Below are 14,836 nucleotides of genomic sequence, written 5' to 3'. Positions count from 1 at the left end.
CTACCGTTCCACCGATCCTAGCCGAAATCTGCCAAAACGGCCGGAAACCCAGGGATTTCCGGTCATCCAGGGCGACCGACATTGCTGATTTGTGGCTCCAGATCAACTACCATCGATAAAGGCTTGTTATCGATGGTTAGAGCACCAACCACCGATCATACCATGTGAGGAACTGTAATATTAATATAGCGTTCGTATAAGAAATCATTTACCATGATTTCAATGGCTTACGATTTCACAAAAATCAGCATGACAGGCCTGATGCGACCGGCTTTCGACGCCGGCATTGCATTGGCGCGTCTCGACGAGCGCGTGGCCCGCTCGCCAGTCGGTCAAGGATGGATCGAACGGTCCCACTTTGCCGACGCCTGCGCCTCGTTGTGGATCGATGGCGAGCTCGTCCACCTCGAAGACCTCGTCCTCCACGACGCCACGAAGGATATTCGCACGCCGACCCACGAACTTACCATCGCCCGCGATGTTTTACGCACCCGCCGGCGCATCGCCGCGCAGGTAGCCGACTGGGCGCTGTCCGCGGAAGGGGTTCGTACGCTACGAAAAACATCGGAGATCACGTCGGCGGACGCTGACGAGATAGAGGCGGCAGCGGCCATCCGGCGCGTGGTCCCGATTGATCCGGACGGGGAGGGGGAAGACGGGGACGGCGAAGATCTTGCCGGCGTCGACTATGCCGCCATCGATGCGGTGCTTGCCCGTTCGGAGGCGGCGATCGAGAACGCAACCAGGCCCGGCCGTGCCAACGCGGCGGAGAGAGATCCGATGATCTATGATGTCGACTGGGACGAGGATGCTCGGCTCGACGAATGGCGTGCTGTGTTGCGTCAAGTCGAAAACCTGCCGGCGGTGCTGCAGGCTATCGTCGCCCTCGATGCCTGGAACGAACTTTCCGTGCTTCAGCATGCCCCTTGGCTTGGCCGGCTGTTTTCCGCCTCGATCCTGCGCCAGGCGGGCATCACGTCAGGTGCTCATCTCGCTGCCATCAACCTTGGTCTCAAAACCATTCCCGTCGATCGGCGCCGGCATCGTGATCGGCAGACCCGGTTGCTCGCCATCGCCCACGGTCTGATCGCGGCCGCCGAGATGGGGCTGAAGGAGCACGATCGTTTGGCGCTGGCGCGAAAAATGATGGAGCGGAAGCTGGAAGGACGCCGGACCTCTTCAAAGCTGCCGGAGCTGGTCGAGCTGGTGATGGCCAAACCCCTGGTGTCGGCAAAAATGGTGGCGAAGACGCTGGAGGTGACGCCGCAGGCGGCGCGGCGGATTGTTTTGGAGCTGGGCTTGCGGGAGATGACGGGCAGGGGAAGGTTTCGGGCGTGGGGGATCTTCTAGGCCTGAACGGCTTTCACACCCCTTCCTGGTTTGGTCGAAAGTGCGCGCAGCCAAGTGGCGCCTTAACTTGCGGTAGGAACCGCCCATAGTGTTGTTGCACGCGTCGCGGACAGAGTAATGCACCGAGTGGTAAGGCCAGAAGTCTAGCAGCGCATTTCGATCTGGCGAATAGCAGCAGTCGCCGATCGCGCGAAGTCCGGTTGAGTGAGGAGAATTCGCAGCATTCCCAAATCGCTCCTGTCGCCCAGCTGCCCGACGAGGCTGACTGCCCATGCTGTGGCGCGCTCATCTTTGCCGCCGTGACTGTCTAAAGCAGGTGTGCCCTGAGGCAGGAACTGCCGTGCAATTTTCAGCAATTCCGGCTGAAAAAGTCGAGAAATTTCGACCGAACCATAGCTTCTTGACTCAGACATCGGCGAGCGCTGCTCAAGCCCCTCCAGAATGACGTCATGTAGACAACTAATAACGATCGGAGCAGGTATAAGCAGCAACGCTTCCCAGGCAGCAGCTGCACCAGATAAGGCAGCCTCCGAACGAATTTCAACATACCTTACTATGTCACGGAGGCGTACGAAACATCGCTGGCGATCGTCATCCGTGGGCGTTTCAGGCAATTCGACTCCATGTCTCGCCAGGAACCTCGTCGCTAGAACAAAAACCGCGATTTCGTCCTGCCAGTGCGGATTAATTTCCGGATAGCGCGCATAGCGAATGAAAAGTGGCGCACTCGAAGGGTCATCTTCATCTGCCACTGCGGTCGCAAGCCATTTCAACGACATGGAGCGGCGAACGCTATCGGCCTGAAAAGCGCGGGTTACCAGTCGCTTCTTCTCGATATCCGAAAGGCCGTTGATCTCTTCGCAATAAATGCCGTCGAACGGATGATCGAACTGGGCGATGTAGACCGACAGTGCCTGCTCAAAGATATCTTCTTCATCCTCGCCGTCCAGCGCCGCGCGTAGCTGGTCTTTTATCCCTTCTCGTGCCTCTTCCGCTTCCTCATCGAGAGCACCCAGAAGCTTCAATGCCTCGATAATGCCGGTGCTGATAAAGATGTGAAAATCATTCGGCTCAAGTTGCTGTATCGCTTCGGTGAGAGTGGCAAGCGCCTCGTCTGAAGCGCGGCGCACAAAACCGGCGGCATGCAGGATGGCAAGCTGTACATGATACGGCTCGCGCCGAAACCTCGCCGTAATCACCTCTGCGAGTTCCTCGCAGAACGACGATTCATGTCCGGCATACAAAGACTGCCTATGTTCAACGACGAAATGCAGTTCGCCTGATGTCAAATCCATCAAATGTTTGGAGCGCATCAGATCGCTTGGTCCAACGTCCTCCCAAAACGATTGCGCCGCTCCAACCATGAGCCGGAAACTCGATTTCCAGCCGGAATACAGGCCGAAATACGCAAGCCCAAAGCTGACACTTCGAAGCCCGACATTGTACCGCCGGGCATCATCATCTAACCGCTTTCGATCCCACAGGAGCCGAGCGTCCATTGCTCGGCATAGCCTCAGGTACTCCTCGACCATAACGCCGAACTTTGCAGCAACGCCCAAACCGCAAAACTGGGCGATCTCTTCTTTGCTGTAGTCCGGCAGTTGCTCCCACTCGACACTGACCTTGTCCTCGGTCACACGAAGCGCCAATCGCAGGTTTTCGATATCGAAAAGTATCTGGGATGCCGCTTGGGCTAGAATTTTTTGGGATGCCGACCTGGCGACTGGGCCGGACTCGCCCATAGCGCATTTCGCTAAAATATCAGCGCTCGTCAGGGAGCCCAGGATTTCACAGGCTGTTGTCTCGTCGTCGACTGCCGCCAAAACATCCGGTGCAAGGGCTTCGGCAAAGGCGGTGTTTAGCGCTTGGGACACTGCACCTGTTCCCGAACGGGCAAGCTGAGCGTAGGCCTGCGCAGCGCAGCCAAACAGGAACATCTCGTGAAAGAAAGAGATGCGGCCGGCGCGGCGTTCAAGCAGGCCAGATGAGAGCATTGTCTCGCACTGTTCATCGCCAAGACCATTCGCGATCATAATGTCGTCGAATGCCGTCTCGGTCATCGAATAAGAGAACTGCCCAAAGAGCTGAAGGGCAAAGGATCTCAGACCGGCGTAGCAGGTTCTCGCTTTCTCTCCCAAGCGTTTGCGGATGATCTGATCAACAAGAGTGCTTCTTGTCGCATCAAGACCAAGCTCTCCTTGAAGTTCGGCCACCATTCTCGCCTCGAGGCCGCTTCGCACCCCTGTGAGAACCTTCTTCGCCTCAGCAGAGAGAGAGGATGCCGCTGCGGATGTCGCAATTCTATTTTTCAGGGCATCATCCGGTTCACTCACCGCGATGAGTGCCAATCCTTCGAGAATGGTCGGTCTTTTGCCCTGGCTGGTGACGACCAACTGTGCTCCGTATCTCCTGGCAAGGATTTTCAATCCGCGAAGCGTCTTTTCAACGACGGTACCGGGCAGCTCGTTTAAGCCGTCAAGAAAGATGCACGCGCGCGCGGACGTCTGCCGGACAGCTTTCAGCAACGAGGCCAGAGGGATATCGGCAACGAGTGCAATTTCGGTTTTCAGGGCATCGGCAAGCGATTCCGAAATGTCTTTCGCCTGCACAAACAAGACTACCGCACCATCCCGCGAGAGATGTACAGACGCGGCCTTCGCCATCAGGGTTTTTCCGCATCCCGAAGGGCCTGTCACGAATGCTCCCGCATTTCCCCCAACCAGCGCGAACCCAATGGCATCACGTTGCTCATCGCTGGCGGCGATCCAGCCATCTGCCTGCGGCTGATAGTCCCTAACAAGAGCTTCACGATACCGCCCCATGAGCTCGGCCGGCGCATTGTCGAATGCCTCGATCATTGGCACTCGCCTGAGGCGCTGACGTTCAGCCCATTGCCTCCACTCCTCAAGAGACCAAGGGTTGCCATCCTCCCGAGAAAGGGCTGTAAGAAAGTCCGCCAAACCGCCAACATGCACCTTGAAGTTTCCAGGCGTGAGATTGGAGCCTTCAGGAATATCCTCGCTGAAAACAACGTGTGCCTCGGGATGAAATTCCTTCGGCAAGCGCCCCATGGCGTCGCGAAGGATGTTCTTCTGCCGGAGAGCCTGCTTGTAGCCATTGGTGACGGTTGTCCAACCGCCATCGGCCGTCGCGTACTCCCACATGCCCTCGATATAGCCGCGCACAGGAAAGGAACTTGACTTGACCTCGGCGACGACAACGCGGGTAGCTGTGATGACTACGAAGTCGAACTGCCGCCCGGAAAGCTCAAAATTGGCGAACACCAGAAGTGGCTGTTTGTGTTCGTCGGAGAATTTACTCAAAGCTCGGAGAAGCTCTACTTCTGAGCGGTGCGCGATTGGGTCGCCTATAAAAACGTCCAAATATTCATTATGACTCATGCGGTTTATTCTAGCAAAGTTTTAGCTCGCCCGCACCAACGCCGATCTGGACGGGCTAGCGCCGGAATCGTGAAAAGCTCCGCCCTGGCGTCACGGACGAAGCTGAATCGTGGGCCTGCATACCATCAGTAATATCAGCGGCAGAAGAATTTATTCGGCAACACTGGGCGGATGTATTCGGCGCACTCATCGATCGCAGACGGGCTTTGGGGGCGTCGGTTCGAATCGTCCAACTGTCTTGATCTATAACCGGCCGCGAACAGGCTTCTTGCGAGATGGTGTGTAAAATGTGACGTTACACTCGCCCATCTTGAAGGAACTGCCCACACGCATGAGCGACGCTTATTTGCAGGGAATATTGGCCCGCGAGGCCGTCGATACCGGGCCATATTCGCCGGTGCGGGGTGTTCAGGGGATTCTGGCGCCGCTGGTTGGCGAGTGGGCGAACGGCAACCTGATTTCGATTAGCCCGAGTGGATCATTTTCCAAGGGAACAGCCAACCACAGCGGCACTGATATCGACCTGTTCATCTCGCTGTCGGAGAACACGCCTGATACGCTCCAGGAGATATACGACAAGCTGTTCGCCAAGCTCGCAGGGGCGGGACACGCGCCGAATCGACAGAACGTTTCCATAAACATCAGGGTCGGCGGCTACGACGTGGACCTGGTCCCGGCCAAGCGGCAGAACGCCTTGTCGAACGATCACAGCCTTTATCGGCGCAAGGCCAGCACCTGGACCAAAACCAACGTCCAGACGCATATCACGACTGTCTGGGCGGGCGCCCGGCAGCAGGAGTCGCGCCTCATCAAGCTGTGGCGAGACCAGAAAGGGCTGGATTTTCCGTCCTTCTACGTTGAGCTGGCCGTCATCGTGGCGCTGAGCAATACGAATTACCCGACTTTGAGCGATCGGATCGTCGCGTGCCTCACCTATCTGCGCGACGCATTTGCGAATGCGCGGTTTGTCGATCCGGCCAACACCAACAACGTGATTTCGGACGATCTGACGGCTGCGGAAAAACAAAGGATCAGCGCTGCCGCGGGGCAGGCGCTTAACGGTAGCTGGGAGCAGTTTGTCAGATGAGTGGGTGGTCGCTGCAAGAATTACTGGCCGGGCTGCATGACAAGGTGCAGGAGGACCTGAACCGGGCGCGCAAGTCTTTCGCCCATCCGGGCACGAAAGGCGACGCCAGCGAAGCCGTCTGGGTCGAACTGCTGAACACCTATCTGCCGAAGCGATACGAAGTTGCGACCGCCCATGTGGTCGATAATCACGGCGCGTTCAGCCAGCAGATCGATGTCGTCATTTACGACCGGCAATACACGCCGCTGATTTTCGAAATGCACGGCATCAAAATCATTCCGGCCGAAAGCGTCTATGCCGTATTCGAGGCCAAGCAGACGCTTAACGCGACTTATGTGGGCTATGCCCGCGACAAGGCGGCGAGCGTCCGCAAGCTCGACCGCACCAGCTTGGCGGTGACGTGGCTCGGCGGGAAGTCGGAGCCCAAGAAGCCGCACTGGATTCTCTGCGGCATCCTGACGTTTGAAAGCGAGTGGAGCCCGCCGATGGGCAAAACCATGACGGACCTGCTCGACAGCGCGCCGGATGAAAGTCTGCTCGACATTGGGTGCGTGGCGGCGCACGGCTGGTTCGGCCGCAACGGCGACGGCGTTACGGCGGTGTCGCTCAACGGGAAATCCGTCACCGGTTTTCTATTGGAGCTGATCGCCCGGCTGCAGGAGATTGGAACCGTGCCGATGATCGACGTGCGGGCTTATGCACGCTGGCTCGCGGATCACTAGGAGCGCTCGATGCTTAAATTTGACCCTGCATGGCGGTTTTCAAGCCCTGGACCGGCGCCGGCGACCCTGTCGCGCGCATTTTACGATTTCATCGAAAAAATCGCCACTCAGAGAAACACCTGGATGATCGTTGAACGCTTCAAGGAAGCGTTCGGTGGTTCGGGGAACAGCAGCAGCCTGAGCTGGGCGTGGTCCGATCTGGATAGCGCGATGCGCCGAGCGGAAGAGAACGCACCGCTGTTCATCGAGGCGTTTTATAGGGTCTGCATGGAGTGCGCCGAAGACGGCCTCGGTGTGCCCGACGTGGCGATGATCAATCGCGTACTTGCAGAACATGGCGCGGGCTATCGGATCGAACCGCCCCATCTGGTCGCCACAAACCCGCAGGCCCCACCGATTCCCGTGCCCGACGCCGCACCGTCCCTCGACGCGCAGGCGCGGGCGCTGATTGAAGCATCGCTCGAGGAGTCGCACCGGCTCATCGAGGAAGGGAAAAGCCGCCAGGCGGTTTCTGAAATCCTCTGGCTTCTGGAGTCGGTCGCGACAGTGTTCCGGGGCACCGGCACGAACGATGGCACGGTTCAGGGTAAATATTTTAACAAGATCATTGGCGAAATGAGATCCGGCAATCGCGGAACAGCTCAGGAGCAGATCCTTGACTGGATGACGAAATTGCACGGCTATCTGTCCTCGCCAACCGGCGGCGGCGTACGGCACGGTATGGATCTCAAGGCTGGGGTCGCCATCCAGCAGAATGAGGCCCGGCTGTATTGCAATCTGATCCGGAGCTACATCACCTATCTCATCGAGGAACACGAGCGTCTTCAGAAGATGGGAGCCACTGCAGCGTGAAGCGGCGCGAGTGCATCTCTTCGAAACGGTCGAATTAGGATCGGAACAGGGCGCATTTTCCGTTCCGATTGGTGTCTCGGCATGTTACAACCGCTTTGCGATACAAAAAATGATGCTTAAGTATGGAAATTAGCGATCCCACCAGTCGGGAACGTAGCTTCCCAAGGTAGGGGCGAAATCCGACCACAAAAGCAGCGTAGACCATATAGCTTTAGTGGTGGAGACAGCACAATTAACGCAGATAGGGGTAGCCCCTGCGTTTTCCATACCCCCAACAAACCGCCTCATTGAAAGCTGGTATTCGCCTGCGTATCTTCTTTGCAACCGAAGGAGATTTAAACCATGAGCGCAACCTCTACTGATGCAGAAGTCATCAATTTTCCAAAGCCCGCAACCAAGAAGCCGTCCTCTACGGAGCGCATCTGGGGCAAGGCTGTTTATAGTCACGGCTATGCGGGTATCCCCTCCATCTTGATCCAGGCGCAGCGGCGCCTCGGCATCAACGCGATGCAGATGAACATCGTCATCCAGCTCCTGGATTACTGGCACGAGCCCACGCGTAAGCCGTTTCCCGCCAAAAAGGAACTGGCGAAACGCATGGATGTCACGGAGAAAACCATCCAGAACAATATGCGCGCCCTGGAGAAGGCCGGCTATATCAAGCGCGAAATGCGCAAGACGGCTGCCGGAGACTGGAACAGCAATATCTACCACCTCGACGGCCTGGTGACGAAGATTCAGGCGCTTGAGCCGGAATTCGCGGCTGAAAAGAAGCAGCGGAAGGAAGCCAAGGCGGCCTTGCAAACCCCGAAGCATCTCAAGTGATTAGGGCAAAAAATTACCCCGGCCGCATGCCTAGGGCAGAGACGGTACCGGGGTGTACGATTACCTATATAGAGGGGGTGGGGAAAAAATGCAAGGGGAAGTAAGGAAGCCAGTTTCCTATGAAACGCTGGAAATGGCGCTTTCCCTGGAGCGGTTTGGCCGTTACCTCGACTGGGCGAATAGCGACCGGGACCGTGCTATCGAGCTGTATACGCTCAATACCCTGATTTCGGAAAGCCTTTATACGCCGCTCCAGATGCTGGAGGTGGCGCTGCGCAACCGCATCCATGCCGTCATGGCGGAAGCGGTCAATGAAAGCTGGTTTCACGAAGAAGGCCTGCTGCTCGGTGAATGGCAGCCTGAACAGCTTGCCAAGGCGATCCAGGATATTGAAGCAAACAAAAAGGAGCCGACACCCGGCCGTGTCATCGCCGCGCTGACATTCAGCTTCTGGACGGCCATGTTCGGCAAGGACTATGAAACGCTGTGGCAGACGACGCTGCACAAGATCGGTCGCAAGCCTGACGGAAAGGGGTTGCGAAGGAAAGACTTCTCCGGTCCGCTGGCGCAGATCCGCAGCCTGCGGAATCGCATCGCCCATCACGAGCCGATCATCATGTGGAACCTGCCGAAGCGCTATGACAGCATGATGGAAATGACCGGCTGGCTGTCCCCGGCGGCGGCGGACTGGTGCCAGGCGCACTACCGGTTCCAGCACGTCTATCCGGCGGAGCCGATCGCACTGCATCAGCCGCTCAAGGACGCGAAAGGCGAGGGAGCCTGACCGGATGAGCAACCGCGACAATTTTTCTCCCGCAGTGAAAAAAGCGGTGGCGATGCGCGCTGGGTGGCAATGCTCCTTTGCGGCATGCCAGCAAAAAACCGTCGGCCCGAGCGAGGAAGCGCCAGGCGCCTTCGCTATCGTCGGCGACGCCGCCCATATCTGCGCAGCGGCGCCGGGGGGCCGCCGCTTTGACGAAACCATGAGCCCGGAAGAACGGTCGGGCATTGGCAACGCCATCTGGCTCTGCCCCACCCACGCGCGGCTGATCGACCGCGACGAAGCCACTTATACCGCCGATATGCTGCGGGCGATGAAAGCGGCGCGTGAAAAGGCCTGCGGCGAAGACATGAGAGCCGGGGCCGGGGTGTTGCCGGGCGCGGGCTTGGTGGCGATCGGTCCCGATATTGTCTGTGCAGGAGAGATTGCGCAGGTCACGGCCGGGAGCTGGGTCCTGCATCTGAATCACTTTGTAACAGCCGACCGGCACGCACTGATCGGCTTTATAGGCGGCTTCGCTACGCGCGCGCCGGAAGACAGATATGTGCTTTCAAACGAGCTGGGCGACGGCAGGGTGCTTTCAGAAGCGCCGACGCTCACGATGAAGGCCGGCGTGCACGTAATGACTTGCCCTCTCGGCCCGTCTGCTCAACGCATCGACGCGCAGAAGCTCGGCAACAGCCTGGCGCTAGACCCTGAAGCCAACGATTTGTTTCTCGATGGCACGAGCATCGCCTTGGTTTCCGGTGTCGATTATCTCCCACAGAAAATACAGTCGCTGCTATCGATGCAGCGCGGGGAAAACCTCTTTGGTGTGACGTCGGGCGTGCGCTTCTTTGAGTATTTCGAGGCATTCAGCGGCACCCTCTGGTTATCCCAGCTCCTCACACTGGACGTTATCCGTCAGGCGGCCCTTCCCGCCGCCGACGGGATCATGAACGCCCAGGCGACGCCGTTGCAGTGCGTCACACGCGTCCGCAGCGTCGAACTACTGTCAGAGTCGCCGGAAAACAACCGGCTGCCGCTGCGCGTCGACCTCGAGGTACAAGGCGTAGGCCGATGGCAGCGGGACTTGTCGATCTACCTGCCAACCAGGGAACAGATGCATGAACGCGCAAGGCTCTCGCAGGAGACGCGCCCCGCAACCGCTGGACCTGGACCCAATTCCTCTTCATCGGATCAACGCTAACCGCCAGAATTGCCCCCATGCCGCACATCGATCGCCTGAATCCCTACCTGCGAGGCCCCGTCACGATCCGCGCTCCGAGAATGGCGCTATTGGCCTATGATTCTGAGCCGCTCCTTGCGGAAGGGGAAGGCGAGTTCGAAATCGTGTCTGAGCGGGAATTCCGCTACCGGATGACAGGGCAGCCTGTCGATCTGAGGCACAGCCTGAGCGCGCTCAATCGTCAGCGGAACGAACCCTACGAGGCGCGACACAGGTTCCGCCTGGTGATGACCGATGCGGACGGGACGGAATGGTCGGGCGGCTGGACGGTCCCAAAGGTAGATACCGATGGCGATCAGTGGGTGCTCACCGGCGCGTCCGATAGCTTAAGTACCCGCGTTGAGGGGCCAGCGACGGGGGAAAGCGGCGCCGAATCCCGTTTTCTCATTCCGCGAAATCATAGCGCCTCGATCATTTTCCGGCGCTTCGTGCGAAGTGACGCCGAGGCTGGCGGCGCATGCGCCGTCCGCACCATCAACGTGCTGGGCATACCCGTCAGGTTCGCGTTCGACAGCGAGACAAACGTACTTTCCATTTCAGCTGCACATGCCGCAGCCCTGCCCGCACACGCGGCCGAAAATTGGTTCGGCGAACCTCTCCGCATTCTTTTCGGTCAGTTGGCGTTTCCGCGGCTGGTCGAACGCCGCTTTCCGAACGGACGCTCCATGCTCTGGGTGCGAGAGTCACCGGCCTGGACTTCGGATTCGACATGGACCGCTTTGTGGAGCGGTGACGACCGTCTTACGAACGACGCCGATTTCTTCGATCTCTATGCGGGGCTCCTCACCCTGGTTGCGCGCGAAGGAGGGTGGGAAAGCCACACGATCACCACGTTTTATGAGGAAGTGATCCAATCTGCGCAGGGTTCCAGATGGGTGATGTCGCTGACGCTGGCCAGCAGTATCGAAGGCGTGGCGCGTCGCCTCGTTCCTGAAGGCACGCTCAGAACCGACGCCGATCAGGCCGCCATCGATTCCCTGGTCGCTCATATCGAGCAGTGGGAGGGTGCGTCGAGGCTAAGGGATGCAGCCAAAGCCGCGGTGAAGAGAGCGGATGCGGTTTCCGTGCAGCGGGCGCTTTACACATTGGCGGATGAGAGGGTGGGAACAAGACCTCAGGTAGCGTCCTGGATAAAGATCCGCAACGGTGTCATGCACGGCAAGCTTGTTTCGCCCTATTCAAGCGAGGAGGATGACCAGATCATCATCAATCTAGCCGGTCTGCTTCGGGCGCTGACGCGAGAAGCAGCGCGGCGCGCATTGATTTGATCCTTGAGAAGGCGCGAGCGAAATCGGAATGTTCTATGTATCGAGCATGTCCCACTCATCGCCTGTAACCCAACGCAAAGCTGACAGCTTCCCGTTAATCATGCCCCATTCGAAATCGTCCCACGGGCCGAGATTCTCGATTCCGATCTCGTCCTCTGTCCTTTTCGCGGCTGCAAGCGCACCTGCCCAAACCGTATCGAGTGTTTGATCCTGCCGGTACGGGGAGCGGGAATATTCGGATTCCGGTACGACATGATGCGTGCCGTCTTCGATTGTTGACCGGAGGTTCCAATGCCGATTGTACCAGACCTGGCGGAACAGCAGGTGTTCGGCTTCCAGGATTTCCGAAAGCCTGCGGAACTGGGGCGAGTAGTTGAATTCGGCGTCGTGATCGGCCAAGAGGTCCGGATCTATGTCTTTCAGCGTATCGAGCAATGAAACCCAGTAGGTGGACTTTGGCGGTGCGAATGAGGGCGCCAGGTCGGGGTGGGGAAGACGGCGATCCCCATTTGGCTCGCTGAAATCCTTGATGTTATGCGTGACGAAGGCGAAGCGTGCGTCTTTAACGTCGGACCGCGCGACGATGTCCGCGTAGATCTCGACCAGGATCGCATCTCCGACACTGTTTTTCGCCCGGTGATAGGGGGCGAGGTTCGCGAGCGCCCTATCCGTCACCCGCGCTTTAACCGCATCCGTCGTTGGAACGGGAGCTTGTGCGAGCAGCAACTTTTCAATGGAGTCCACGACGCTCAGAACGGAATCGCTGCCAGTGACAATCTTATGGTCGACTTCATTGAGTGCCTGCAGGGTAGGGGCTTTAATTTCGTCAGCACCGAACTGATTAACGGCTTCGCGGACCAGTCTGAAATGAGACTGCAGGCTACGCTGCGCTTCGGCGATGACCCTCGATTTGTTGCGCAGAAATTCGTCAACGACAATTTGAGGAACGATAAGCTCCACTTCCCCCGCCGCGATCAGATCCTTCAGGGCGTTGATGAGAGGTTGCGAGCGGTAATCTTTGGATAGGTCGAGCCATATGCACGTATCAATCAACAGATGCAACATTTGTAGGTGCCGGTTTTATGGTTAATCTGAAATCGTAGCTCTGCGTAACGTTACAGATTTTCGCGATGTGCGTCAGCCGTCGCGTCGACTCCAGCCTGTCCCCTGATTTGAACTAATCTCTCTTTGGGTCTGCTTCATTCAATGTCGCCATCATTTCCGGAACAGAGGCCGGCCCTAGGTCCCAGTCTCGACCAGCCAGCCAGGCCAGCAAGCAGCTCATTCGATATTATATCGTCTCGCCAGCGACTCGCTTGGTTTGATCGCGTCCGGACATATGAAGCATCGAGAAGATAAACTGATGCAGCAATGTCGGAGCCGCAAGTGTCGCTATCGGCAAGGCCGCAACAAAAGCATCGACCTCTTTCTCGATGCTATGAAATCTTCCAACGGTTCGTCTCCTGCATTGCCGAGATCGGCATAACCCTATCAATCGGGAAATTCTGCTCGGGGGTGGGTAAGCCTCGCTGCAGCGAGAAGATCCGAAACATCATTCAAAAGAATATAATCGATGCCACCGAGTAGGTGTGCCAGTCTTGCTCCATAATCATGGGCATTATCACGACCGCCGCCCGTGACGATTGAGCGGATGAGGAACTTTCGAGCTTCCTCGTCCTCGGGCTGCACGAGATACCTGATGTCCCTCAAGGCGCATTCGACCATATACATAGCAAACGTATCGCCGACACGGTGGGACTGGAGAACATGGTAGAGGCACGTGCCAAGACTGCGCGCCGCATTCGCCGGAATGCCCGCCGATCCTTGGTGAAGGCTTCCCGGAAAACTACGATGAACCGATCCCTCTGGGGCCTTTCGAGTAAACTGAACCCAGTGTCCCAAGGTGTTGATACATTCATAGATCAGGTGAGCATTCCAAGTCGGAAATTCATCACCCTGAGCGATCTCGGGACCGGTGGCATCGTAGATGTCAACCAGCTCGTCAACGAAGTGATCCAGGTAGGCCAGCCACATGTGATCCTTGATGTTCTGACTGAACGCCGAACGGATCATCAAGTCGAAATAGGCGATGGCAAAAGCCACCGGATCTCGCCACCTTCGTTGGTCGAAACCATCGCTCTTTCCGTTGAGCTTTGCTCGAACGACGGCGTCATCACCCCTAATATAATTGATCACGAAATCGCCGATGGGCTTCCAGGCCGCAAGGCTTTCGGCCACGCTTGCGTCCAAGAAATACGCTCGCAAGATGAAATTGTGGCCGACCACGAGATTGTCGCCGAGGCCTTCATACTTGGCGTTCCGTTCAACTTCTTCATATAGGCGGCTTCCTGGCGACGAAGCCAAGCTAGCCAAAAGTCGATTGGAGAAGTCGAAACGCTGATGGGCATCGAGCGTCAGAAGCACCCCTGTCACACTGGGGCGCTGAAGAGCAGCGTAGTCCATGAATTGCCGGCTTAGGTAGAGGGAATTCAAGATGCGTTCGGCGTGCTCTTGCGCATGTGCTCCCCCCGGAACGCATCGCGCCAATAATCGAAATGGCGTTAGCCACCTTCGCTTCTTGTCCGCACGTATGGGATCACTTAACCATTCCTCCAGATCGGGGATACGCTTGCCGGCGAGCCAGTCCTTCAACTTTTGATTCCAGAGCTTGCGATTTTGGGCACGCTCCAAGAAGCGCACGTGCGGAAGGACGAAGTCAACCGCCTCGCCGTAGCGTTGCTGGTGGAACAGCTGCTCGACGAGATCGGCCATTGGGCGGATTGATCGCTGGCTCGGTGGGAGGCATATCGCCACCAGGCAAGCTAGTAGCATCCAGACCACAACAACGAGAAATGCGGCCATCGCTGGCGTAAAGGCGGCGCCGGGCTGGATTACGAGCCCGTTGCAGACAATCCGAAACGCCGGCAGGCAAGGTAGGGAAACAAACTGGAAAAACTCGAAGTAGAGGGCGAGCACCAATGCCGCGCCCGCCAAGATGGCTTGCGGAACAAGCTGCAAACGGATCCGCAACCTGGCAACCGGTGGAATAATTGCGAAAACGGCAGCAGCTAGTCCAAGGAAGGTCAGGAATCCGTCGAGGGTCATTTGAGGGTGCTACCGAAAGAATCAAGTTTCGAACATATTGAAATACCAGCAAGTATTACTTGTGTATCGCGTTCTTAGCGCCAAAAACAGCCAGTCCGCTCACGGCCCCCAAATCAGCTATTTCCTGCAGGCAAAGCCGACATCCGATACAATTTCAGAGAGATAGCTTTTATATCAAAAGGGTCGGCGGTTCGAGTCCGTTCAAGGCGTAAGACGC

The 14,836-nt window shown here is 57.5% G+C and carries 11 protein-coding genes; 8 read left to right on the top strand and 3 right to left on the bottom strand.

Annotation, left to right across the window (positions count from 1 at the left end; all coding sequences use genetic code 11):
* Positions 1-213 precede the first annotated feature (213 nt).
* Entirely contained in the window at positions 214-1,350 is a 1,137-nt protein-coding gene (locus A6U98_RS00855; protein ID WP_064647222.1) for an RHE_PE00001 family protein, read from the top strand.
* A 143-nt stretch (positions 1,351-1,493) separates the two neighbouring features.
* On the opposite strand, the gene A6U98_RS00850 is transcribed toward A6U98_RS00855, so the two are convergent.
* Entirely contained in the window at positions 1,494-4,751 is a 3,258-nt protein-coding gene (locus tag A6U98_RS00850; RefSeq protein ID WP_064647221.1) for an NERD domain-containing protein, read from the bottom strand.
* A gap of 331 nt (positions 4,752-5,082) precedes the next feature.
* Here A6U98_RS00850 and A6U98_RS00845 point away from each other — a divergent pair, with 331 nt between their 5' ends.
* The 7 genes from A6U98_RS00845 to A6U98_RS00815 all read left to right on the top strand — a co-directional run bounded on the left by A6U98_RS00845 (position 5,083) and on the right by A6U98_RS00815 (position 11,514).
* Positions 5,083-5,838, top strand: coding sequence for a hypothetical protein (locus A6U98_RS00845; RefSeq protein ID WP_064647219.1), 756 nt, complete (start codon positions 5,083-5,085; stop codon positions 5,836-5,838).
* Positions 5,835-6,560 (top strand): DUF6602 domain-containing protein, encoded by a 726-nt coding sequence (locus A6U98_RS00840; RefSeq protein WP_060641997.1) that lies wholly within the window; start codon positions 5,835-5,837, stop codon positions 6,558-6,560. Before A6U98_RS00845 ends, A6U98_RS00840 begins: the two co-directional genes overlap by 4 nt.
* A 9-nt stretch (positions 6,561-6,569) precedes the next feature.
* On the top strand, positions 6,570-7,412 hold the full coding sequence (locus tag A6U98_RS00835; RefSeq protein ID WP_064647216.1) for a hypothetical protein: 843 nt from the start codon (positions 6,570-6,572) through the stop codon (positions 7,410-7,412).
* Positions 7,413-7,754: 342 nt separating this feature from the next.
* Positions 7,755-8,237: a helix-turn-helix domain-containing protein gene (locus tag A6U98_RS00830; RefSeq protein ID WP_060641999.1), complete on the top strand. Its 483-nt coding sequence runs from the start codon at positions 7,755-7,757 to the stop codon at positions 8,235-8,237.
* An 88-nt stretch (positions 8,238-8,325) separates the two neighbouring features.
* Positions 8,326-9,021 (top strand): Abi family protein, encoded by a 696-nt coding sequence (locus tag A6U98_RS00825; RefSeq protein WP_064647214.1) that lies wholly within the window; start codon positions 8,326-8,328, stop codon positions 9,019-9,021.
* A gap of 4 nt (positions 9,022-9,025) precedes the next feature.
* On the top strand, positions 9,026-10,207 hold the full coding sequence (locus A6U98_RS00820; RefSeq protein ID WP_064647212.1) for an HNH endonuclease: 1,182 nt from the start codon (positions 9,026-9,028) through the stop codon (positions 10,205-10,207).
* 17 nt (positions 10,208-10,224) lie between these two features.
* Positions 10,225-11,514 carry a hypothetical protein gene (locus A6U98_RS00815; RefSeq protein WP_064647210.1) on the top strand — a complete coding sequence of 430 codons (1,290 nt, stop codon included), beginning with the start codon at positions 10,225-10,227 and terminating at the stop codon, positions 11,512-11,514.
* Positions 11,515-11,547: 33 nt separating this feature from the next.
* Here A6U98_RS00815 and A6U98_RS00810 read toward each other — a convergent pair whose 3' ends face one another.
* Together A6U98_RS00810 and A6U98_RS00805 are read right to left on the bottom strand one after the other, a co-directional pair.
* Positions 11,548-12,579, bottom strand: a complete 1,032-nt coding sequence (locus A6U98_RS00810; RefSeq protein ID WP_064647208.1) for a PIN domain-containing protein — start codon at positions 12,577-12,579, stop codon at positions 11,548-11,550.
* Between the two features lie 426 nt (positions 12,580-13,005).
* Complete coding sequence (locus A6U98_RS00805) at positions 13,006-14,619, bottom strand: hypothetical protein (RefSeq protein WP_064647206.1); 1,614 nt, start codon at positions 14,617-14,619, stop codon at positions 13,006-13,008.
* Positions 14,620-14,836 lie beyond the last annotated feature (217 nt).

Origin of the sequence: Rhizobium sp. WYCCWR10014, assembly GCF_001657485.1 — a bacterium.
Classification (GTDB): Bacteria; Pseudomonadota; Alphaproteobacteria; order Rhizobiales; family Rhizobiaceae; genus Rhizobium.
The sequence above is the reverse complement of the archived record's forward strand: the minus strand, read 5'-3'. Positions and strand labels throughout refer to the sequence as shown.